The sequence below is a fragment of the Terriglobia bacterium genome (assembly GCA_032252755.1).
Classification (GTDB): domain Bacteria; phylum Acidobacteriota; class Terriglobia; order Terriglobales; family Acidobacteriaceae; genus JAVUPY01.
Map to the genome: position 1 here is coordinate 216773 of JAVUPY010000024.1, position 22299 is coordinate 239071.

At 60.3% G+C, this 22299-nt stretch carries 20 protein-coding genes; 12 read left to right on the forward strand and 8 right to left on the reverse strand.

The window, feature by feature from the left end:
• Window positions 1-93 precede the first annotated feature (93 nt).
• Window positions 94-846 (forward strand): methyltransferase domain-containing protein, encoded by a 753-nt coding sequence (locus tag ROO76_05200; protein ID MDT8067546.1) that lies wholly within the window; start codon window positions 94-96, stop codon window positions 844-846.
• Complete coding sequence (locus ROO76_05205) at window positions 843-1739, forward strand: glycosyltransferase family 2 protein (protein MDT8067547.1); 897 nt, start codon at window positions 843-845, stop codon at window positions 1737-1739. Before ROO76_05200 ends, ROO76_05205 begins: the two co-directional genes overlap by 4 nt.
• Window positions 1740-1768: 29 nt before the next feature.
• Here ROO76_05205 and ROO76_05210 read toward each other — a convergent pair whose 3' ends face one another.
• A complete protein-coding gene (locus ROO76_05210; protein MDT8067548.1) occupies window positions 1769-3541 on the reverse strand; it encodes a polysaccharide deacetylase family protein in 1773 nt (590 codons plus the stop codon).
• Window positions 3542-3672: 131 nt separating this feature from the next.
• Here ROO76_05210 and ROO76_05215 point away from each other — a divergent pair, with 131 nt between their 5' ends.
• From ROO76_05215 to ROO76_05225, 3 genes are all read left to right on the forward strand, one after another.
• Entirely contained in the window at window positions 3673-4698 is a 1026-nt protein-coding gene (locus ROO76_05215; protein MDT8067549.1) for a glycosyltransferase, read from the forward strand.
• A 19-nt stretch (window positions 4699-4717) separates the two neighbouring features.
• A complete protein-coding gene (locus ROO76_05220; protein ID MDT8067550.1) occupies window positions 4718-6223 on the forward strand; it encodes an oligosaccharide flippase family protein in 1506 nt (501 codons plus the stop codon).
• A 131-nt stretch (window positions 6224-6354) separates the two neighbouring features.
• Entirely contained in the window at window positions 6355-6765 is a 411-nt protein-coding gene (locus ROO76_05225) for a hypothetical protein (GenBank protein ID MDT8067551.1), read from the forward strand.
• Window positions 6766-6889: 124 nt separating this feature from the next.
• Here ROO76_05225 and ROO76_05230 read toward each other — a convergent pair whose 3' ends face one another.
• Window positions 6890-8764 (reverse strand): ferrous iron transporter B, encoded by a 1875-nt coding sequence (locus ROO76_05230; protein ID MDT8067552.1) that lies wholly within the window; start codon window positions 8762-8764, stop codon window positions 6890-6892.
• Between the two features lie 13 nt (window positions 8765-8777).
• Entirely contained in the window at window positions 8778-9077 is a 300-nt protein-coding gene (locus ROO76_05235; protein MDT8067553.1) for a FeoA family protein, read from the reverse strand.
• Window positions 9078-9317: 240 nt separating this feature from the next.
• Here ROO76_05235 and galE point away from each other — a divergent pair, with 240 nt between their 5' ends.
• Both galE and ROO76_05245 read left to right on the forward strand, forming a co-directional pair.
• Complete coding sequence (gene galE, locus ROO76_05240; GenBank protein ID MDT8067554.1) at window positions 9318-10298, forward strand: UDP-glucose 4-epimerase GalE; 981 nt, start codon at window positions 9318-9320, stop codon at window positions 10296-10298.
• A gap of 52 nt (window positions 10299-10350) precedes the next feature.
• The gene (locus ROO76_05245; GenBank protein ID MDT8067555.1) at window positions 10351-10824 is read left to right on the forward strand and encodes a c-type cytochrome; all 474 of its coding nucleotides are present in this window, start codon (window positions 10351-10353) and stop codon (window positions 10822-10824) included.
• 158 nt (window positions 10825-10982) lie between these two features.
• Here ROO76_05245 and ROO76_05250 read toward each other — a convergent pair whose 3' ends face one another.
• On the reverse strand, window positions 10983-11192 hold the full coding sequence (locus ROO76_05250) for a hypothetical protein (protein MDT8067556.1): 210 nt from the start codon (window positions 11190-11192) through the stop codon (window positions 10983-10985).
• 217 nt (window positions 11193-11409) lie between these two features.
• Between ROO76_05250 and ROO76_05255 the strand changes: the two genes are divergently transcribed.
• Both ROO76_05255 and ROO76_05260 read left to right on the forward strand, forming a co-directional pair.
• Entirely contained in the window at window positions 11410-13938 is a 2529-nt protein-coding gene (locus tag ROO76_05255) for a response regulator (protein ID MDT8067557.1), read from the forward strand.
• Window positions 13931-14311: a response regulator gene (locus ROO76_05260; protein MDT8067558.1), complete on the forward strand. Its 381-nt coding sequence runs from the start codon at window positions 13931-13933 to the stop codon at window positions 14309-14311. Before ROO76_05255 ends, ROO76_05260 begins: the two co-directional genes overlap by 8 nt.
• Before the next feature lie 164 nt (window positions 14312-14475).
• Here the strand turns inward: ROO76_05260 and ROO76_05265 are convergent, their stop codons facing one another.
• The gene (locus tag ROO76_05265) at window positions 14476-15450 is read right to left on the reverse strand and encodes a small ribosomal subunit Rsm22 family protein (protein ID MDT8067559.1); all 975 of its coding nucleotides are present in this window, start codon (window positions 15448-15450) and stop codon (window positions 14476-14478) included.
• A 152-nt stretch (window positions 15451-15602) separates the two neighbouring features.
• Between ROO76_05265 and ROO76_05270 the strand changes: the two genes are divergently transcribed.
• The 3 genes from ROO76_05270 to ROO76_05280 all read left to right on the forward strand — a co-directional run bounded on the left by ROO76_05270 (window position 15603) and on the right by ROO76_05280 (window position 18709).
• Window positions 15603-16103, forward strand: a complete 501-nt coding sequence (locus ROO76_05270) for a cyclic nucleotide-binding domain-containing protein (protein ID MDT8067560.1) — start codon at window positions 15603-15605, stop codon at window positions 16101-16103.
• Window positions 16104-16223: 120 nt separating this feature from the next.
• On the forward strand, window positions 16224-17315 hold the full coding sequence (locus ROO76_05275; protein MDT8067561.1) for an ATP-binding protein: 1092 nt from the start codon (window positions 16224-16226) through the stop codon (window positions 17313-17315).
• On the forward strand, window positions 17315-18709 hold the full coding sequence (locus ROO76_05280; protein MDT8067562.1) for a sigma-54 dependent transcriptional regulator: 1395 nt from the start codon (window positions 17315-17317) through the stop codon (window positions 18707-18709). Before ROO76_05275 ends, ROO76_05280 begins: the two co-directional genes overlap by 1 nt.
• Window positions 18710-18853: 144 nt before the next feature.
• On the opposite strand, the gene ROO76_05285 is transcribed toward ROO76_05280, so the two are convergent.
• The 3 genes from ROO76_05285 to ROO76_05295 all read right to left on the reverse strand — a co-directional run bounded on the left by ROO76_05285 (window position 18854) and on the right by ROO76_05295 (window position 22274).
• Entirely contained in the window at window positions 18854-20212 is a 1359-nt protein-coding gene (locus ROO76_05285) for a Glu/Leu/Phe/Val dehydrogenase dimerization domain-containing protein (protein MDT8067563.1), read from the reverse strand.
• A 110-nt stretch (window positions 20213-20322) separates the two neighbouring features.
• Window positions 20323-21507: an NrfD/PsrC family molybdoenzyme membrane anchor subunit gene (nrfD, locus tag ROO76_05290; protein MDT8067564.1), complete on the reverse strand. Its 1185-nt coding sequence runs from the start codon at window positions 21505-21507 to the stop codon at window positions 20323-20325.
• 2 nt (window positions 21508-21509) lie between these two features.
• A complete protein-coding gene (locus tag ROO76_05295) occupies window positions 21510-22274 on the reverse strand; it encodes a 4Fe-4S dicluster domain-containing protein (GenBank protein MDT8067565.1) in 765 nt (254 codons plus the stop codon).
• Window positions 22275-22299: the final 25 nt, after the last annotated feature.

Genomic DNA, 22299 nt, shown 5'->3' on the forward strand with positions numbered 1-22299 from the left:
CAGGGCACGGCTTCAGCCGTGCCGCAAGGGACTTCACCCTAACGTGGGGCTTTAGCCCCTGAGGTTCAACTCGGGAAACTTGACAGGAGCTTGATGGAAGCGCTGAAGCGTGCAATTCCCACGCGGTTGCGACGCTGGCTCAGCCGAAAGCGTTTCGAATTCGGCCGCAACATGCTCTGGGCCGATCGCCTCACCGACTTCTCCTCACTCCGCCGCACTACGCCCTATCGCCCGAATTTCGGCTGGAATCGCGGCCAGTGCATCGACCGCTATTACATCGACAAGTTTTTCTCCGCGCACACCGCCGACATTCACGGCCGCGCCCTCGAGATCGGCGACGCCGAGTACACCCGCAAATTCGGCGCCAATCATGTCACCCAAATTGACGTCATTGATCTCGACCCCAACAACACCCGCGCCACCATCCACGACGACCTCTGCTCCGCCGCATCCATTGCCGACAACACTTACGACTGCATCCTCTGCCCGCAAACTCTGCTCGTCATTTACGATTTCCACGCCGCCATCCGCACCATGCACCGCATCCTGAAACCCGGCGGCGTGCTCCTCGCAACCACCCCCGGCATAGCGCAGATATGCCCGCAGCCCATGATCGGCGGCGCCGGCCACGACTACTGGCGCTTCACCGATCTCTCCGCGCAAGCGGTCTTCGGCACCGTCTTCGGTGAATCCAATGTCCAGGTCCAAACCTTCGGCAACGTCCTTACCGCCGTTGCCCTTCTTCACGGCCTCGTGAGCCAGGAGTTCACCCCCGCCGAACTCGACCACCACGATCCCGACTACCAGGTCACCATCGCCATTCGCGCCCAAAAGGTCATGCCATGACCGCGCCCGCCGCCTCGATCATCGTTCCTTATTTCAATCCCGGCGACTTCTTGTGCGAAGCCATCGACAGCGTCCTCGCTCAAACCTTCACCGACTGGGAACTGCTCCTCGTCAATGACGGTTCAACCGACAATACCGATCGCCTGGCCGCCGACTTCGCTGCCCGCGACCCTCGCATCCAAGCTCTCTCGCATTCCGACGGCAAGAATCACGGCCTGCCCCCAACCCGCAATCTAGGCCTGCGCCATGCTCGTGGAGAATTCATCGCCCTGCTCGATGCCGACGATGTCTGGCTCCCCGAAAAATTGGCCCAGCAACTCGAACTCGCACGTGCCCATCCCGAAGCCGCAATGATTTTTGGCCGCAGCCGCTACTGGCACAGTTGGAATTCCGGCGATCACGAACCTGATTCCGTCCCCGAACTCGCCCCCGGCGATCGCCTCTACCACCCTCCCGAACTTTGGAAACTCTCCTATCCCTTCGGACCGTTCGGCGCGCCCTGCCCCTCCGATCTCCTCATTCGACGCACCGCCCTCGACTCCGTCGGCGGCTTCGAAGAATGCTTCGACGACCGCGCCCCCACGCACGAAGACATCGCGCTGCTCTCAAAAATCTTCCTGAATTTTCCGGTTTATGTTTCCAGCGAGTGCTGGGATCTCTACCGTCGCCATGACCAATCCATCTGGTCACGCGCCATGAAGGACGGCAGCGACGAACGCTCCCGCAGATTCTTCTTCGAATGGATGCGCACCTACTTGCAGCAACACAGAGTTACTGAGCCCGAGATTTGGCGGCTTCTGGATAAGCAAACCTGGCGCTACCGCCACCCAGCGGTATATCGCATCGCTCGCGCCATCCGCACCACCCTGCGCCCTCTCAAACGGCGCCTATAATCCACCGTCTCCGTTGTTCGCTTTGCCGTTTAGCGGTTTTGCCGTTTCCCGATGGTTCGGTTCACGATGCCTTTCCTCACGTTCTTCCCCGTCCCCACCTTAACCGCAAAATTCATCAGCGAATCTTCATCGCTGATCTCTAACCGATTGAGCGCCAGAGGATCCTGCCACCGATTGAATCCGGCATTCGTTGTCACCGCCGCTTTGTATCCCGCCTCGACGACTGCGGCCCGAACCCGCCGGTCCGCATCGCCGTACGGATACGCGAACCACTCCACCGCCGCTCCCAGCAAATCTTCCAATTTCGCCTTCGAATCGCTCACCTCGCGCCGAAGTTCCTCGTCATCGAGCGCCGTCAGCATCGGATGCGTCAAGCTGTGCGACCCGAACACGACGCCCGCCCTCTGCATCTGCCGCATCCGCTCCAGCGTCAGCAACAACCGCTGTCTCACGGCCGTTCCGGCATCCCACACGTTGGTCCGCCCTATCCGGTCTAGCACCACAAACACCAACGGACGCAACTTCCGCCGCTCCACCTCTGGCATCAACTCCGTATAAAGATCGTCGTAGGCATCATCGAATGTCAGCAGTACATTTTTCTCCGGCAACTCTCCCGCAAGCGCCTCCTGCGGACTGACATGCTGATAATTCATCATCTCCAGCCACGAAAGAAATCGCCGAAACCGATTCGGCGAAACGTAGTAACCCGCCTCAACCGCGTTCTCCGGGCGCGCAATACTGTGAAACAGCAGAATGCGCCCTCGCGCTCCCGCCATCTCGCAAATCTCGCGCTCCCCAATCCCCGTCCCCCGAACGGCCCGCCAATACTCGCCGACCCTCCGCAACCGCGCCCAAACCCCAAACGCCCATCGACTGCCCGAAGCGTTCGTCACCTTCTCCAGAGCATCGGCCACAGCGAGCACCGTCTCCGGTGTCGCCCAACTCGCCCGCGCCAACATTCGCTTTCTTAAACTGCCGCCACCCAAATCCGTTAGCTGCGCCACCTGCGTCGAGCGCTCGCCCTTCTCCCGCGCCCGAAACACATCCAGTGCTCCGCTCAATCTCCAGCAACGCGGCCAGTACGCACTCTGATCCTTTCCACCGCGATGGCGCACCACTGCCTTCGGCGCATATCTCGCCTGCACCCCCACGCGATACAGCCGCAGCCCCAACTCCATCTCCTCGTCCGAACGCATCCGCTCGTCAAACCCACCCATCTTTTCGAACAGTTCTCGCCGAATCGAACAGTTCAATCCGAACCACGTCGACTGCTCGGCCTCAGCTCCGATCAACCTTCCCACTGGCGAATCGCCTTCGGCCGGCATGACTTCCGCCAACTGCCTTTCCCAAGCCCGCTGCAGCAACTCGTCCGTCTTCGAGACGAATGGCGTCTGCCGCTCCTCGAGGATCCTCCCGAACACCACCGTCGGCCATCCCGGCGCCGCCGCATGGGCTTTATCGTGAGCCTTCAGCAATTCCCGATCCACGGCAACGTCGTCATCCAGAAAGAGCACGAACTCTCCCCGCGCCGTCGCCGCACCCGTGTTCCTCGCCGCCGACAGCCCGCGATTCTCCTTGTGAAAAACCCACCGCACCGGAAACCGAAGCGGTGCCCCACATCTGCGCGTCTTTCGCAGATGTGGGTGTTTTTCAGACTCCGCCAGCACGCGCGTTTCCGCATCCTCGCCGTCGCACACCACGACGACCTCGAAATCATCCTCTGTCTGCTCCGCGAGTCCGCCCAGCAGTGAATCCAGCATCGCCGCCCGCCGCCACGTCGGAATGACAATCGTCCACTTCATCGCAGAACTGGGTATCCTCCGGGCGCTGGGGTGCCCCATCCTGGCCCGAAGTTGGCCAGGGTGGGGTAGTTCCTAAAATGATCACGGATCTTTCAACTTCTTCTTGCTTTACAAACCATCGATTGTCCACCATGCTCACGTCAACGCAATTTTCCAAGGTTCCATGCTCATCACGGTCGTCGTCCCAACCCACAACCGCCGACGCCTGCTGGCTCAATGCCTGGAATCCCTCTTCCACCAAACCTGCGCCCCGGACAAGTTCGAAATCATCATCGTCATCGACGGCAGCACCGATTCCACCCGCGACTACCTGCACTCGCTCTCTTTCCCCTGCGCGCACCAGGTGCTCGAATCGCGGACAAGCCGCCGCCCGCAATGCTGGAATCCTCGCCGCTCGCGGCGAATATGTTCTTCTTCTCGATGATGATTTCGTCTGCGACCCGAATCTGATCTCCGCGCACCTCGCGGCTCGTTCCGATTCCGGATCGGTCGTAGTCGGCCCGATCCTCCGCGATCCGGCCAACAACTCCATCCCCGCCCTCGCCATCGACCGCGAAATTCGACCCTACTACGAGCGTCTTGAAGCCGCGGCTAACCAACCCGCGTGGTTTCCCCCTAACAGTTCGGTCCCGCGCCAGATCCTGCTCGCCTGCGGCGCCTACGACGAACGTTTTTCCAGTGCCCGCGAGGACACCGATCTCGGCATTCGCCTCGCCGGCGCAGGCGTGCGCTTCCGCTATGCGCCGAACGCCGTCGTGCGCCAGCACTATGACAAGTCTGCGAACCAACTCATCGCAAGTTCCGCCCTCTTCGGAAAACACGACGTCCTGCTCGCGCGCAAGTTCTCCGAGTACGGCGCGCAATCCAACCTCTCGCGCATCGACTCCGGCCCATGGTGGAAACGCGCCGCCCGCCGACTCGCCGCGACTCTGCCCTTCTCGCCCGAGCCCCTCTTGTATCCTTTTTATGTCGTGAGTGCCTTGCTGGCGAACATCTCTCTCCTGCACGAAGCTGCCATCCGCCTGCTCAATCTTCGCCGATACATCGTCTGGATCCGCGCCGCCGTTCGCGAAGCGGGAGGCTGGCAGGCTCTCCAGTCCATAACGGCGCCACCCGCGCCACTCGCAGCCAGGGCTTCGGACCATGCCGATCGATAGCCACGAGAAAACTCGGCTCATGCGCGATGGCACCATTCACGCCCTCGGCCTCGTGCTCTCCAGCGTCGCCGGCCTCATTCTCGTCCCGCTTATGGTTCACGGCCTCGGCATCGAGGGTTACGGCCTCTGGGCCGCCGCCATTTCCGCCATCGGCATCTTCGGCGCATTCGATCTCGGCCTCCGCCTCATCATCGTCCGCGATCTCGCCGGCGACCCGCACTCTGCCCGTACTGCCGCCGTCCGCATGATGCTCTGGATTCACTTCGGCCTCGGTACAATCGCCTTCGCAGCCGTCGCGCTCGGCGGTTCCGCAGCCTCGGCTCACCTCCACCTGTCGCCCGCCGCCCAGCGTATCGCCCCGCTGATCTTCGCTCTCGCGGGCGCAAGCTGTTTCTTCGATCAGCTTTTCGCCTGGGTGCTGTCCGTTCTCGCCGGCCTGCGCCGCTTCGACCTACTCAACCTGTTCTCAATTGCGAGTTCGCTCCTGCGCCTCGCCCTGTTCGCCGGAGCACTTGCCCTCGGCCGAGGCATCGTCGCCATCGTCGTACTTCAGCTATTCATCTCCGCCCTCAGCGTCCTCATCGGCCTCAGCTTCATCGCGATCTCCGCTCCCGGTCTTCGCCCACGTCTCGAAGTCCCACACTGGGCCGTCTTGCGCGAACCGCTCGGCTTCGGCGCTCTAAGTCAGGCCGCGACTTCCATCTCTTCGCTGCAGATGCCGATCTCGACTCTGCTCATTTCCGTTATCAATGGGGCCGCCGCCGTCACTCCCTTCACTGTGGGACAGAAATTTCCCGGCCTCGTCAGCGGCCTGAACTGGCGAACATCGGAAGTATTCTTTCCCGTCGCCAGCCGCCAGCGTCACGGCTCCGAAATCGACTCCGAAGCCTTTCTCGCCGCCATCACGCGCTGGCTGATGCTAGTCGTCACCCCATGCGCTCTGGGCCTATTCCTGATCGCACCGCTCCTGCTGCGAACCTGGATGGGCGAAGTCAATCCTGTCGCGCTCGCCGTGCTCCGCATCGCCTCCCTTTCCGTCGTCGTCGAAACCATCATTCCCGGCGCGGTCCAGCTATTCTTTGGAGCCTCGGAGACTCGCCCCGTACTCGCCATAAACATCGCTACCCTTCTATCCGATGTCGCTCTGGCACTCATGCTGCTGCCGCGCATCGGAGCGACCGGCGCCGCATGGGCAACACTCGGCTCGACCACCCTCGCCGCCGGCCTCTTCCTCGCACTCACTGCCGCGAAACGCCAGGTTCGCGCCGCGACTCTCCTCCCCAACGTCTACCGCCGGTTGATCCCTGCCTTCGCGATCGCACTTTTTCCTGCATACTTCCTTGCCCGCATCATCACCACACGGAGTTGGCTCGCCGTCGCCGGCATCGTCGCCCTCTCCGCCGCGCTCTACGTTTTCATGTTGTGGCGCTATGCCGCTTCCACCGAAGAAAAGGAATTCCTCGCAGCCATGTTCCGCTTGCGGAAGCCGTCCTGCGTTTCGAAGTACTCCACCGGGAAGAACTAAAACCAGCTGGTACAGGCTTTGAAGAAAGAATGGGGGCTTTTGCCCTTGAGGTTCCGCTGGGATTTTCGATTCTTCTACCCCTTTTGGGTTCGTGTCCAGCCGTCCTCTTTCCGCTACACTGAACCCGATAGATGCCTGATTACGCCATTCTGACCAACCGCAAGCGCGCCATCATCGCGCTCGTGCACTCCGTCTTCTTCCTGCTCGTCGCGTTAATCCAGGTACCGTCGTACATGCCGCCCGCCCGCATCCACATCCACACCGCCTTCGGCGCCACCGTCTCCCTTCTCACGATCTACCTGATCGTCACTGCTGTCCTTCTCATCCTCACCTGGTTTTCGAGCTGTTTTCTCGAGCGCCTCTACTTTGCCTTCTGCTCCACCAGCGCATCGGCCGGACTCTTCCGCATCCTCTTCGGCGACCCTCCCTTCCACCTGGCCGGTATCACCCGCGTCCTCATGCTGGGCCTTGCCGTCTTCACCGGCTTCGTCATCCTCCGCGAACACACGCCAGAACCATCGGCCGATCTGGAGATCGGGTAATCGGGTAATTTGAGACAAAAGCAAAGGCCCTGCCAAAAGCAGAGCCATTGTCGATTCTTGTTTGTTATTCTTCCGATCGTCCGATGTTCCGATCTTCCGATTACCAGATTTCCCGATCACCCGATCATTTCAGCAGGTAGTACGCAACCGTCGCCGACACATACGCCACCACCGTCATATAACCGAACTGTATCGCCGGCCACTTCCACGAATTCGTTTCTCTCCGCACAATCGCGATCGTCGACGCGCACTGCATCGCAAACGCAAAGAACAGCAGCAGAGCCACCGCACCAGCGAAAGATAACTCATGCGCCAGCGCCGCCTGCAAATCCATCGAGTGCGCTTCCGGATCTACCCCGTACAGCGTCCCCAGCGTCGCCACGATCCCTTCGCGCGCCGGGATCGACGAGATCAGTCCTACGCCGATTTTCCAGTCGAACCCCATCGGCCGGATTGCCGGCTCGATGAAGTGCCCAACCGAAGCAATCGCGCTGTCCTCAATCGCCGGCGGTTTCCCATTGTGCATCGGGAAATTCGTCAGAACCCAGAGCACCACAGCAACCGCGAGAATGATCGTTCCCGCGCGTACCAGGAAAACCTTCGAGCGATCCAGCAGCCGCAGTCCCAGCGACGCCGCCGTCGGCCAGCGGTAAGGCGGCATCTCCATCACGAAGTGCACCGCATCGCTCTTCAAGATCGACGACTTCAAAATCCGCGCCGTGATCACCGCCATCAGGAACCCAAGCACGTAAAGGCTCGTCATTGCCGCCGCCCTCATCCCGAAGATCGGTCCCAGCAGCGGCTTCGCCGGTATGAACGCCGCAATGAATAACGTGTACACCGGCAGCCGCGCCGAGCACGTCATGAACGGCGCAATCAGAATCGTCGCTATTCGGTCTCTCTTGTTCGGAATCGTCCGCGTCGCCATGATCGCCGGAACCGCGCACGCATACGCCGACAGCAGCGGGATAAACGACTTCCCATTCAGTCCCACGCGCGACATCGTCCGGTCGGCAATCACTGCTGCCCGCGCCAGGTACCCCGAATCCTCCAGCACTCCGATCACAAAAAACAGGATGAGGATCTGCGGCAGGAACACCAGCACCGATCCCACGCCTGTCCACACGCCCTTGATCAGGAATGACCGCACCCAGTTATCGGGCAGCAGGGCGCCCAAATAATGTCCGCCTGCGTTCAACCCTTCCTGGAATAGGTTAGAGAGCCCCTGCCCGATCACGAACGTCACCTGGAAAACCAGCAGCACCGTGACCGCAAAAATCACCACGCCCCAGATGCGATGGAGAAAGATTCTGTCCAGCCGCTCTGTCCACACTGGCGTCGCCGGCTTCCGATACGACGCCTTTTTGCCGACGCGCAACGCCCAGTCTCGATATCCCTTCGCGTCCTGCAGCACCGGCAAGTCGAGTGGCTTCGGCTCTTCCACCCGAACCGTCAAAAAATTCGTGATTGCCGGCAGTCCCTCGCCCGTCGTCGCACTCGCCAGCACGACTGGAGTCCCCAACTGCCGCGCCAGCGATAAAACATCCACCGAACCGCCCTGCTTCTTCAACTCGTCGGCCATGTTGAGGACGATGAGCGTGGGAAATCCCAGTTCGATGACGCGCGCCGCCAGTACCAGGTGCCGGCTCAGGTTCGTTGCGTCAGCCACAAGCACCACCGCGTCAGGACGCTTCATTCCCTGCATGCGCCCGTGCAGCACTTCCACGGTCACGCGCTCGTCTTCTGAAATTGCGTTGAGACTATAGATTCCGGGGAGATCGATGACCGCGACTTCTTTCCCATTCTCCGCGCGAACAATTCCGGTGTGGTGTTCGACGGTGACGCCCGGGAAGTTGCCGACCTTCTGCCGCAATCCGGTCAGCCGATTGAACAGTGTCGTCTTTCCCGAGTTCGGCGGTCCAACCAGCGCCACCGTGCGCGAGGTGTTTTCTAATTCTGCCTGTAGTGCTGAGCCATCGGCATGGCAGGAGGCGCTCACGGATACGCTCGCATCAATCTGCCGCAGCCGACAGTGGTTCGATCGTGATACACCGCGAGAGTTCTCCCCGCAGCGCCAACTCCGTGCCTTCCACGCGATAGATCCGCGGGTCCCCGCCCGGTCCGCTGTGCGCAACCAGGACTTCAACTCCGGGAATGAGACCAAGGTTCATCAGATGTTCTGCCGTCGCCGGTTCCATCTCCAGCTTCTCAAGCACTGCGCTTTCTCCGACGTGCAGATCCGCCAGCGTGGCCCGTGATTTACGATGAGGACGTTTTATGAAGTTGAAAATCATTTTCAATTCCGACTTCATTGTGCGCCACCCGGCTGGCTTGGGTCAACGGGCGTTGTCACACCACTTTGTGACATGTGAACAATCCCGGGTATCATCCCACAACTCGCCTGAATTCATAGAGTTACAGGCGCACCAGCAAGATGGCCGGCCGCCGCGAATCTCTCCTGCTGACACGAATATTACAAATCAGGTGCTTTTCTGCGCCCGCTCTGGACACAACCCCCGTGGAAATTGAAAATCGCCTTTCGGGAGAACTCATTGAACATCCTCGTCACCGGCGGAGCCGGATACATCGGAAGCGTCACCGTCGCCGAACTCGTTCGCGAAGGCCACACCGTCACCGTCGTCGACAACCTCAGCAATGGTCACCGGAAGGCCGTCGTTCAGGGCGCCAACCTCATCGTCGCAGATATCGCCGACTCCAACCGGCTGTCCGAAATTTTCGGCCGCGCCAGGTTTGACGCCGTGATGCACTTCGCCGCCTTCATCGAAGCCGGCGAGTCCATGAAAACTCCCGAGCGTTTCTTCCGCAACAACACGGTGAACACGCTCACCCTGCTCGAAGCCATGTTGCGAGCCGGCGTCCAGCGCTTCGTCTTTTCCTCAACCGCTGCGCTCTACGGTGACCCGGAGACCATTCCCATTCCCGAAGACGCGCCTCTCCGCCCAACCAACGCCTACGGCGAATCGAAACTCCTCGTCGAACGCATGCTCGCCTGGATGAACGGCATCCACGACCTTCATTACGCCAGCCTGCGCTACTTCAATGCCGCGGGCGCAACCGCCGAACTCGGCGAAGCGCACCATCCCGAGTCGCACCTTGTGCCTCTTGTGCTTGAAGCCGCTGCCGGCAAGCGTCCCAACATTTCCATTTTCGGCACCGACTATTCCACGCCTGACGGCACCTGCGTTCGCGACTACATTCACGTTCTTGATCTCGCAAAAGCTCATCTTTTGGCCTTGCATGCTATTGAAACCCGGGAGAAACTCGTCTACAACCTCGGCAACGGGAACGGATTCAGTGTTCGCCAGGTCATCGACGCCGCGCGTCGAGTTACCGGCCGCCCCATCCCCGTTGTCGAATGCCCGCGACGCGCCGGAGATCCGTCAGTACTCGTCGCCAGTTCCGAAAAGATTCGGGCCGAATTGGGTTGGCAGCCGCAAATTTCCAATCCCGAGGAGATCATCCGAAGCGCTTGGGAATGGCACCAGCAGCACCCGGATGGATACGGCACGTAGCACAACTCCGTACCGCAGCTCCAGGCTGCACAACTTCTTTGTGGGGAAGAAAATGAAGATCACCGTTGCTGTAGTGTGCCTCGCCGGGCTCACCGTCATTTCGGGCTGGGCACAAACTGGCTCGAAGCCTCGATCGAATTCAAAACCCAATCCCGCCGTCCAACGCGGCAAGTACCTCGTAACCCAAGTCGGCCTCTGCCAGGACTGCCACACACCGCGCGACCAGAAAGGCGCCTACATTCAGCAGAAATGGCTCCAGGGCGCTCCAATCATGTTCTCACCTTCTGTCGAAATGCCTTGGGCGGGAACCGCGCCGCCGATCGCCGGACTCGAGGGCTGGTCCGACCCGCAAATTCTCAAATTCCTTGCGACCGGCGTCGACCGCGACGGCAAGCACCCGCGCCCACCCATGCCCGAATACCGCTTCAACAACGCGGACGCCAAGGCCGTCGCCGCCTACCTCCGCTCTCTGAAACCCGAAACCGCCACCGAAAAATCTGCACCCGCGGAGTCCGGCCGCAAATAACGCCGCCCCCTGCTGATGAGTTGACTGAAGTGCCCCACCCTTGGCTTCATCTCCTCGGGTGGGGCTTTTGACTCTAGCTTTGTTCTTGGTTTTGCGTGGTTTTGTCTTTTTACTTTTGATCTCCGGCTCTTCCGATTTTCGGTTCTTCGGTTGCCTTCTTACGCCGCGTCCTCTCCCTCTTCCGAGTCCGGAATTGTCGATGGCGGATCGCTCGTCGGAAACGAGTCCGCTAATGTCTTATCCAGTGATCTTTCCCTGATCTCATCAGGTTTCTTGGCAGGCCGTTCTTCCGGATCTCGCCCGCTGCCCCGGTGTTCCGGTTCTCCCGGCTTCACCTGGGGCGCACCCCGCTTCTTCTCCTCACCCATACATTGACCTCCTCGTTCTTGCCCCTGCTAGGATGCGGGTTTCCACGCGGCGGTTTGGAGACCTCTCCCCTGAACGTACCTTCCCGGATGCTCGTTTGTTCCCGTTCTTCGGTTCACCCGATCTTCGGTTCTTCGGTTGCTTTTCCGTTCTTCCATTGCTCTGCGACCGACTATCATGTTCGCAGGATTTCCCCCAAATGGGTGACAAGGCTCTCTCATGAGATGGTCGGCTGAACGCGCTATTGCCGCAGGCTTCACCGTAGCCCTCGTGATTCTCATCATCGTCGGAGTGGCTTCCTACAGGAATGCCATGGACCTCCGCGACGCCAGTAACTTCGAGCAGCACACCCAGCAGATCCTCGACGACCTCCGTGACGTGATGTCCTCTTTGAAGGACGTTGAAACCGGAAGCCGCGGATACGCCCTCACCGGGGAAACTCCGTTTCTTGGTCCTTATTTCATAGCCGTGCCTCGCGCGCGCAACAGCATCAACCGCCTGCTCGCCGAGGTCCGCGATCCCGAAGTTCGCACCGCAATCCTGCAATTGGACTCCCTCGTGGAGGAGAAGATCCGCATCTCCGACGAGCAGGTCCAACTTCGGCGTTCCGGGCACAACCACCCCAATACCCAACGCCAACTCCTCATTCGAGGCCGCGTGATCATGGACCGCATCCGCGAAACCTCGGGCCGACTGCAGGTGCAGCAGTTCCGCGCTCTTCAGGATCGCATCCTTGCGACTCAAAACGCCCAGCGCAGCGTATCTCTTATTCTCCAGATCGGAAGCACTTGCGCCGTCCTCTTTCTCGCGTTCGCCATGTACGTCATCTTCAAGGACCTGCGCGAGCGAAGGCTGCTGGAGCGCTCTGCGGAACGTCTCCGCCGCCAGACACAACTCATCCTCGAATCCGCCGGTGAAGGCATCATCGGCATCGGCCCGCACTACCACATATCCTTCATCAACCCCGCCGCTGAACGTTTGCTCGGCTACGGTCCTGGTGAACTCGCCGGGCGTGACGTTTTCGTCGCGCTCCATCCCACACGTCCAGACGGAACCCCCGTTCCGCAGAACGAGACCCCAATCTTCCACGCCCTCACCGAAGGTAGTCAGCGCACCAGCGCCGAAGGAACCTTCTGGCGCAAGGACGGCACCAGTTTCCCGGCACAGTACACCGGCGCACCTATTCGTGGCACTGATAGCGATATCATCGGCGCGGTCATCACCTTCCAGGATGTAACCCGCCGTCGCGAAATCGACCGCATGAAAGACGAGTTCATTTCCGTCGTCAGCCACGAACTTCGCACGCCGCTCACTTCCATTCGTGGCGCGCTCGGTCTCCTCGCCGGCGGCAAAGTCGGTGTTTTCCCCGATAAAGCCCAGCGCATGCTCGATATCGCCGTCAACAACACCGACCGCCTCGTCCGCCTCATCAACGATATTCTCGACATCGAACGCATCGACTCCGGTCGCGTCACCATGCAGAAGCGCGAAGTCGAGATCGGCGACCTCATGACCCAAGCCCTCGAAGTCATGCGTCCCATGGCCGACAAGAACGGTGTCGCCCTCGAACTCCGACCCGTGAACGCCACCGTCCTCGCCGACTCCGATCGCATGATCCAGACATTCACCAACCTGCTCAGCAACGCCATCAAGTTCAGCCCGGCATCAGGCACCGTCACCTTCGTCGGCCGGATCGAATCCGACCACGTGCACATCACCGTCGCCGATCAAGGCCGCGGCATTCCACCCGACAAACTCCATTCCATCTTCGAGCGTTTCCAGCAGGTCGATGCCTCCGACTCCCGTGAAAAAGGCGGCACCGGCCTCGGCCTCGCTATCTGTCGCAGTATCGTCCAGCAGCATGGCGGCGAGATTTGGGCCGAAAGTAAACTCGGCGAAGGCAGCACCTTCCATGTATCCCTGCCTCTCGCCGAAACTGCCGCGCCGCACGAAACCGATCACGCCCGCGGCGCTACCGTCCTTCTCTGTGATGACGATGCTGCCGTCCGCGAAGTCGTCGGCCACCTTCTCGAGGATCGCGGCTTCCACGTGCGCGCCGTCGGTTCCGGCGCCGAAGCCATTCGATCCGCCCAGGCCGAACCACCTGAATTAATTGTTCTCGATCTGCTGATGCCCTCCATGAACGGATGGCAGGTCGTCGACAATCTCAAGGCAAATCCTGCAACCGCTCACATCCCGGTCGTCATCTTCAGTGTGGTCCGCCCCGACGGCAATCAGGGCGGCAACGGCTCCGTCGCGGGTTGGGTCACAAAACCATTAGAGGAGTCGCAATTCTTCCGAACCTTGAGTCAAGCCCTGGGTGGCCGCGCCGCCAAGACCCGAGTCCTCATCGTCGAGGACGACCCCGAACTCTCGCGCCTCATCGAATCCATGCTGCGGTCCGACGGCATCGATACGCGTATTGCGCGCTCCGGTCGCGAAGCCATACAGGTCCTCCCCGAATATCGCCCCGACCTTCTCGTTCTCGATGTCGTCCTTCCTCTCGGCGACGGCTTCTCCGTCGTGCACTGGATGCGTCATTCGGAGAAGTTTCGCGATCTCCCCGTCATGGTCTATTCCGGCCGCGAACTCTCTTCCGAAGAACGAGCACGCCTCACCCTCGGCCGAACCCAGTTCTTCACCAAGAACGCAACTCCGCCCAACGATTTCGAACAGCATGTCCTCGCCTTGTTAGCGCAGGTTCTGCCGGATCCTTCACCAGTCGCAGAAAAGGGGGAAAATGGCTGATCGCAAGATTCTGATTGTCGACGACGAAAACGACATCCGCGAAGTCGCGGCCATGAGCATCGAGGCCGTCTGCGGCTGGAGTGTCGTCCAGGCGCGCTCAGGTCCTGAAGGCATCCGCCTCGCCGAAACACAACACCCGGACGCCATCCTGCTCGACGTCATGATGCCCGACATGGACGGCCCCACTACTCTTCATAATTTGCGCTCGAACCCCGCCGTCTCCGCCATCCCCGTGATTTTTCTCACCGCCAAAGTTCAAAGCTCCGACCGCAAACGCTTCGCCGAACTCGGCGTCGACGCCGTCCTCGCCAAGCCCTTCGACCCCATGCTCCTCTGCTCCCAAATCGCCGAAGCCCTCGGCTGGACTATGTAGCGTCGTTTCAAATCGCTTGAAGGGGTACGGCTTCAGCCGTGCCGTAATGAATTGCATATGCAGCGGACTCTGTACTGAGGTCCGGCTCCCCGAAGGACCTGCATCCGCTCCGATTGCACGATCGCCCGATAGCGGATGCTTTTCATTCGTCAATGAGAAAATCGTCAATCGTCAATTCTTTCCCACCCATCTCCCCACTCCGCTCTCTTCGCCTCTCGATACTTCTCTTTTCGCGATCGCGTCACCGTTTCTTCTCTCAGCCCTTCCCCTGTGCAAAGCTTCAGTTTCGTGTACCCCGAATACCGCATCGGATGCCGTACGATCCTCGCGCCCGGCCTCTCCACCGGCAGCTTCGACGCGATGACATACGAGAACTTCTCGTCCTCATATCCAAGTTCGCCCTCTTTCAATCGTCGATGCTCCGCCGTCCGTTCCACTCGCGCGGAAAAATGGCACCAGTCCCCCGCCACCCGCATTGGGCACGCCAACTCATGCGGACACGGTGCCGCCAGCTTTGCCCCCGCCGCAATCAGCCAATCCCGCATCTCCGCAATTGCCTCGAACCCTCTCCTCGTCCCCGGCTCAATCACCGCCAGCGCACCGTCGCACGCCTCCCACGCCACCCGCAGCACCCGCTTCCGATCCGCCGCCGAAAGCTCGCCCAGAGAATACGACGCGACCACAAGGGCGTATCTCCCTTCTGCCTTCCACGAGCGCAGATCGATGTTGTGCCAATCAGCTTCCCGAATCGCGCCGCTCGCTCGCTCCGCCAGTTCTCGCCCCAGCGACACCAGCCCGGCGTCTTTTTCGAGCGCCTGCAATCTCTGCAAGGAAGGAAAAACCTCGCACGCCCCCCACAGCGCCGTTCCCGGGCCCGCCCCGAGATCAATCGAGTTCTCCGGCGCGAACCCCGGCATCGACTCACGCCCCGTCTGAAGTGCCGAAACCACCGCCGCATACGTCGCCGGCATCCGAACCATCAAGTACGCCAACTGCTCAGACTTGCCCCGCAATGCTCTCGCCGGAGCCCCTGCCCGGTATTCATCCGAGAGCCGCCTTGCCGCCCCCTTCAATTCCGCAGCCGGAACCCGTGCGCCAAATTCCGCCACTCTCGCTGCGAGTTCCAACGGCAGTCGCATGCAATGCAGTCTAAACCATTGAAGCAACTGCAGTTCGCGCTCGTCGTATCTCCCTGCCCATAGCTACTCATACGGCATTGTGATTCACATCACAGAACGATGTTTATCAAACATTTATCTTGAAGCTCAGATAATCCGCGCCAGGGGAACCATTGACCGTCAACTTCGGAAACTCTCAGCCCTGTAGCCCTTTCCAGCTGTCGCCGGAACTTCTCCAGGCCCTTCAGCCGCTCTCCGATCCTGTCGCTTCTCTCCGCAACGACATCATCGTGCGCCAGGGTGCCGACTGCCGCGGCGTCTACATCATTCAAAACGGCCTCGCCCGCGTTTCGATCCTCGCCGACGACGGCCGCGAAATCTTTAAACGGCTCCTCGGCCCGGGCTGCGTTATCGGACTCCCCGCAACCCTCTGCTCCACTCCGTACAACTTCAGTGCCCATTGCGAAGCCGACTGCACCTTCCGCTTTGTCGCCGCCCCAGAGTTCCTGGACTTCATTCGCACCCGGCCTGTCCTCGGCATGGAAGTCGTCCGCCTCATGGGCCAGGAACTCAGCGAAATGAACCAGCACCGTACCAACTTCCAAAACTGCCGCGCCTGCGGCTGCCCCCTCGCCGACATCTGCGAACACGAACTCGGCGACCCTAACGGTTGAATCATCTTCCCGTTCTTGGCTTCTCCCGTTCTTCGCTTCTTCGGTTGCTTTCTCACCCCTCCCCGTGACCCCTATCACTGCAGCCCATTTTCGCGAAGCCAATCATGAACACGAGGAGCTATGTCGTCGCCGTCTGCCAAAACGAGCGCCTACACCGAGGTTCCGACCGACTCCTCGATCAAACCTCTTATCCTCAGTCTCGTCCTTGCCGCCATACTCGTCATCGTTGCCGTTCTCTCGAACCCACGCTGGCTTTCCCGCCTTGTCACCCAGCGAACCACGCTCCTGCTCGTCATCCTCAGCATGGTCGCCGTCCTCCTCGTCGCCCTCCTTGTACGCATGCACGACCTTCGCCTGATCCGGCAAGAACTCGCCCGCGCCCACGAAACCGCCACCCTCGCCGAACACGAACGCGACCAGGCCCAGAAGGAACTCGTCCGCAAACTTCAGCAGGAACGCGAACTCGAGCGCGAAAAGCTCCAATTCCAATCGCAGTTAAGCGATTACGAAAAGTACGCGTCGCTCGCTCAACTCGCCCTCGGCGCTGCCCACGAAATTAATAACCCACTCCTCGGAATCATGTCCCACCTTGAGATGGAGCAAAAAGAAATGCAGGATGAAGATCACCGCCTTGAGGTCGAAGGCTGCATCGAAGGTGCCAAGCGTATTTCGTCCGCAGTTCGAGGCCTGCTCAATTACGCGCGCCCCGGCCCGCTCCTCATCAACAAAATCAATCTCGACCGCCTCGTCGCGGAAGCTTTCTATTTCCTTCAGCACCAACCCATGTTCCGCCGCATCTCGCTGGAGAAGAATATCCCCGCCGACTTGCCTCAGATTTCCGCCGACGCCAACCAGCTTTCACAAGTGCTGATGAACCTGCTTCTCAACGCCGCCCAGGCCATGTCCGAAGGTGGCTCCATCACCATCGCGGCCCAAAAAGTGAAGTTCGCAGAAAACATCGAGATCACCGTTATTGACACCGGCGAAGGCATTCCCGCCGACGTTCTCCCCCACGTCTTCGAACCCTTTTTCACAACCAAGCGCGGCAAAGGCACAGGCCTCGGCCTCAGCATCAGCCAGGCTTACATTCGCAGCCACGGCGGCGAAATCCGTATCATTAGTCTTCCCGGCCACGGCACCACCGTCCGCTTCACTCTTCCCATTCGTCAGGAAGGCCGCATGCCGGTCGATCACGATGAGGTGGTGGCCTGATGTCCTATTCCATTCTTGTCGTCGACGACGAAGCTCTCACCCTCCGCACCATTGGTCGCGCGCTCCAGGCCGAGGGCTACGAAGTCGCCGTCGCCTCGTCCGGCGAAGACGCCGTCCAGGCCTTTACCGCCGAACACACCGACCTTGCCCTCGTCGACGTCGTTCTCCCCGGCATTGACGGCATCGAAGTACTGCGCCAGATCCGTCGGCTTAATCCGGGCACCGTCGTCCTCATGATGAGCGCCTATCACATGGTCGATCGCGCCGTCGAATCGATGAAACTCGGCGCCTACGACTACCTCATCAAGCCCTTCCACATCACCGACCTGCTCAACACCATCCAGCGCGCCTCCGAAATGCTCGCTCTTCGCGTCCGCGTTCGCGAAACCGTACAGACCCAAAAAGGCCGTTACGACTTCGGCCGCGTCGTTACCCAAAATCCGCAAATGCGCGAGATGCTCGAGATGTGCCGCAAGGCCGCCGAGTCCGACAGGACCACCATCCTCATCCAGGGAGAAAGCGGCACCGGGAAAGAGGTCCTCGCCAAGGCCATCCACTACCAGTCGCCGCGCGCGCAGGAGCCTATGGTCGAACTCAACTGCGCCGCGCTTCCCGACACGCTTCTCGAAAGTGAACTCTTCGGCTACGAACCCGGCGCTTTCACCGACGCCCGTCGTCGCAAAGAGGGTCTCCTCGAAAAAGCCCACCACGGCACCCTCTTCCTCGATGAAATCGGCAACATGTCATCCAGCGTTCAGGCAAAGCTCCTGCGCGTCCTCGAAGAAGGTACATTCATGCGACTCGGCGGCACGCGCCCCATCTCCGTCGATGTCCGTATCATCGCCGCCACCAACAAAATCCTGAAAGAAGCCACCTTCCACGGAGAATTCCGCGAAGACCTTTTCTACCGGCTCAACGTGATGCCGCTCTTCATCCCTGCTCTCCGCGAGCGCCCCGAAGACATCGTCCCCCTCGCCCTCGACTTCATGCAGCGCTACAACCGCGATCTGAAAAAGAAATTCTCCGGCTTCACTCACGCCGCCGCCGAACTCCTTCGCCACTACTCCTGGCCCGGCAACATTCGCGAACTGAAGAACGTCATCGAGCGCACCATGATCCTCGCCCCTGAAGGCGAGATTGACGCCGATCAACTCCCCGAAGAAATCCGCGACTACGAGCCTGAGCCCATCACTCCCGCCGAGGTCATGACCTGCGCCGAGGTCTCACCCACCGGCCACCAGTTCGTCACCCTCCGCGAACTCGAGCAGCGCTACATCCACGAGGTCCTCTCCGCCACCGGCAACAACAAGACCCAGGCCGCCCGCATCCTCGGCATCCACACCACCTCGCTCCTCCGCAAATTGAAAAAGGACAAAGAAGAAGTGGAAATGTGATCCCTTTCCCGAGCAGTCCTTGACTCCGGGTCATCCTGAGCGTCGCACGCCTGATTCAGATGCGGACCAGCGGCGCTGAAGGACCTTTTGTTGCGCTTTTTGACTGTTATTCTTCGTTCACCCGATCTTCGGTTTTGCGGTTGGTCAGACTCCTCTCGCTCTCAACACCTCCGACACGCGGTCGACCGCCAGCATTTCGGCAGCCTGGTGCAGAGGTACTCGCCATTTAGTTCCGGCGGATTCGATTTCAGACCAGGTGTGTCGGATCCGGCGACGTAGCCACGGCTGCGGGCGAGTGGCAAAGATAGCGCGCTGGGATTCAGTTCCGTAGTACAGCAGGCGGAGGCCGCCGCACACCAGGTCAGAGACAATGGTCCTGCCGGCGGCGCTTAACTCCGTTTTTGCGGCGGGGGTGATAGCGTGCGGCGTAACTTCGAGAATCGAGCGGGCTCGGACGCGCGCGGCGTTATGTGGCGCTATCTGGCGAACGCTGGACGCCAGGACGAGCACATCGCAATCGGACTCAAGCAGGTCGGCATTGACCATGGCCTCAGCCGGCCGATACCCCACAAGCAGTTCGTTCTCGCGCGTGTAAGCGATTAGCGCGGTGGGATCCATCCCTAGCGGATCTCGCAGGGCGCCACTGACATCGGCAACGGCAACGATGCGAGCGCCGAAGCGGTGGAGACGGTGCGCCAGGTTCTGGCAGACGGGATCGAATCCCTGGATGGCGACACGGGTTTCGCGCAGGTGGCCAGTCGCACAGCGGATGAGTTCCATCAGGCAGAATGCGGTCGCGTTCTCGACCGAGCCAACGTCATCCGACTCCGGCAGGAACGGCGGACCGTAAAGTCTGCCGGCAATACGAGTGTAGGTGTTTCCGGACAGCCGGAACGCTGCGTTCAGCCATTCCATTTCGATGGAGTTCAATCCGTCGGGAATGATGGTGGGAGAAAGACCCACGTCAGCCGATTGCGAGAGATGCGGAGCGCAAAAAGGCGCCATCACCTGCCCGATGCGCTTCACCGCTTCTCGAAGGCCGTTCTCTCCGTATGCATTGGGATCGAGAATGATTGCCGCCGCTCCGCCGCCCGTATCGAGTCCATAAAGAGCCGCCGCCCACGTCGTTCGCATGGCCTTGGCGCGGACAGAATTCAGATATGCACTGCCGCTAATTGAAAGGGGAACAATCGGTGCGCCGCGCACCGTCGAGTGACGCACCCAGAGAGCGGTAAGAGGTTGAATCAATGGCGTAGGCTTCTCGTCCGCGGTGTGAGCGGGCCTCCCGCCCGCTTTAGCGCATCCTTCACTCGGAAAGATCGTATGCAGAGTCGTCTCCTGCTCGAACTGTTTCAGCCCGAGCAGGATCCAGTCTTCCAGATCGAGGGCGTGAGCGCAGCGTTCCAACTCAGCCGTGGATTCCAGCAGAGGATCGGAGATTTCGTCGAGGTCCGTGGGCGGAGCGATTCGGGAATTGTTGATCGTGAATGATGAGTCGGCCATTTGGACCTCCCGGGGGCGCAATCGCCGCGAATCGTGGACAGTGGACCGTGGTTGCGAATGAATCGGAGCGGAATTTCAATTCACAATCCACGATCCACAGTCTACGGCCCCTACGCTTCTGCCGTGGCCACGGGAACCCAGGTTGGTGCCTTTGCGGGCTCCAATGATTTCTTCGGCAGGATGTCGAGGTAGATGACGGCGAGACGGAACAGTACGGCTGCCCCGGTCACCACGGCGATGGTGAGCGCGAATTCCGGCCACTTGGGTACGTAGTGCGCGCCGGTCACGGCGTCAATAGCGGTGATGGAAACGTTCAACCTGTTAGCCATAAAGCCCATCACCACCACTGCGGATGTCCAATAGAGCGCCTGCGGGTTGTTGCGCACGCGCGACTGGGAAAGCAGGAACAGAGGAATGATTACGAGGAACGCAATCTCGGCCCAGAAATAGGCGGTCTCCACGCGTGGCGCGAAGATGTAATGGATGCCGCCGCCCTTCATGAGGTCGAGCAGGCGGAAAACCGCGTACACCGCCAGCAACAGGCCCATCACACGGCTCATCTCTTCCAGCAGTCCGTATTCCAGTTTCACGTTGAGCGAACGCACGCAGAGGTAAAGCACGATCGTCAGCATTGCGATGCCGGCCGGAATCGCCGATAAGTAGAACAGCGTCGTCAGATACGGGCTGTACCACAGCGGATAGACCTTACCCTTCGCAATCAGGAACAGTCCGCCGAGGAATGATTGGTGCATCGACGAGAGCAGCACGCCCGCGAGCACGATGCCGATCAGAACGCGATGATGGTAGTGCAAAAGCGCAACCCGAAGCTTCACGTACGGGATCTTTTCGATGGCGTACGGCGCGAACTCCAGCGCGAGCACCGTCGTGTAGCACATCACGCACAGCGAAACGTCGAACAGCACCGAGTGCCCATTCCAGTAAATGATCGGGTGCCAGATGCGCCACGGCAGCCCAAGTTCGTACAGCATGCCGATGCAGACCGTCGAGTATCCGAGGAACGAGAGCAGCACCGCCGGACGTACTAGCGGCCGATACCGTTCCATGCCCAGCAGATACACCGCAGCAGCTATCGCGAACCCGCCTGCGGAGAGTCCTACGCCGCACAGCGTTCCAAAACCAACCCAAAGCCCCCAGGGCTGAAGATCGGAAAGGTTCGTACTCGCCTGCCATCCTCGAAAGAAGCGCAGGTAGCACGCATAGGCGCCGACCATGAAGATGATGAGAGTCGCGACGCGCCAGAAGGTAACAATGCGAGGCTTATTCTCGGTGGTCATGGCTAGCTCCTTTCCTCCTTCTTGTTGTCGAGTGCCCGCAGTTCATCCAATGCCACCTGTCGCTTGCGCTGTGTGATCCAGTACAGCGCAGCAAGTATCGACCCGCCGACAACCACAACTGTCGGCGTTTCGCCCAGCGCGGCCGCGGAAAGCGCTGGCAGCGGCTCCGAACCGAGCGGCGGCGCCACGAACCCGAGGCTCTCAAAGGCAACATCGGAGATATAAAACACCGACGTACCGCCGAACTCCTCGGCGCCGTAGATACGCGGCACATAGCTGGAGTCATTCCGAATGCGCTCCCATGCTTCACGCAGCAGGGCATCGCGATCGCCGAACGTGCTCGCCTGTACCGGGCAAGCTTCAACACATGCGGGAATACCACCGGCAAGTTGGCGGTCGTAGCACATGTCGCACTTCTTGACATAAGGAGCGAGTTTCGACCACTGGTACTTGGGCACGCCCTGCGGGCACGCAATCATGCAATAGCGGCAGCCCATGCACTTCTTGGAATCGTAGGTGACCGGGCCGAGTGGGGACTTCTTGAGTGCCCCGACGAGGCAAGCTGAAGCGCATGCCGGATCTTCGCAGTGCAGGCACATGCGACGAACGAACTTCTCGCCCTTCTGATCTACGAATGTGAGTGCGGTTTCCGAAAGCTGCGCCTGGTGTTCCACCGGCATTCCGTGAACCTGCTGGCAACTCTGTTCGCATTGCTGGCAGCCGATGCAGCGCTTGATATCGACGAGGATAGCTTTTTTGTTTGGCATATTTTCCCCCTTTCTTTTTTTGTCG